This is a genomic window from Thermus sp. (genome assembly GCF_056332225.1).
In genome coordinates, this window is record NZ_JBWGQW010000253.1 from 1 (window position 1) to 536 (window position 536).

Below are 536 nucleotides of genomic sequence, written 5' to 3' on the forward strand. Positions count from 1 at the left end.
GTTTCTAGCCCTTACCTGTACGACTACACCGTTCGGACCAAGAAGTGGGTTTCGCGGGTCCAGGAGTGGCGGGTGCGGTGGTACCTGTCTTCCTGGCAGACCCGCTGGCGCCCCGCCACGGACAACGACCGCCCCGTGGAGGCCGGGGGGTACGTGACGGCGGAGGGGAAGCGGTACCGGATTCCGGGCCTCGAGGGGTACCTCTCTCCCACGGGGAAGGACATAGAGGCCGCCGAGGGCGACCCCTACGTGAGCTACATCACCCGGTCCATCTCCCCAGGGCAAGCGCCCCTCGGGGGGACGGGAAGGACCGAGGCCAAGGCCTGGTTCAAGCCCCTTAGGGACTGGTGCGCGGAAAGGGGGTTGTGAGATGCGGTGGGTTTGGGCGTTGCCCCTCTTCTCCCTGGTCCTGGCCCAGGCGGGACCCCGGTACGAGGAGTGGACCAAGTACCTCCTCTCGGCCCCGGACTACCGCCTGGAGCAACTCCTGAAGGGGAAGTGGCCCTACCTGGAGGTCCTGAGGAAGGACCGCTACC

General features: G+C 67.2%; 1 pseudogene. It reads left to right on the forward strand.

Annotated elements, in window-relative coordinates:
• Positions 1-369 (forward strand): annotated as a pseudogene (locus tag AC01Y6_RS11210) (hypothetical protein); the annotation flags it as partial.
• Positions 370-536: the final 167 nt, after the last annotated feature.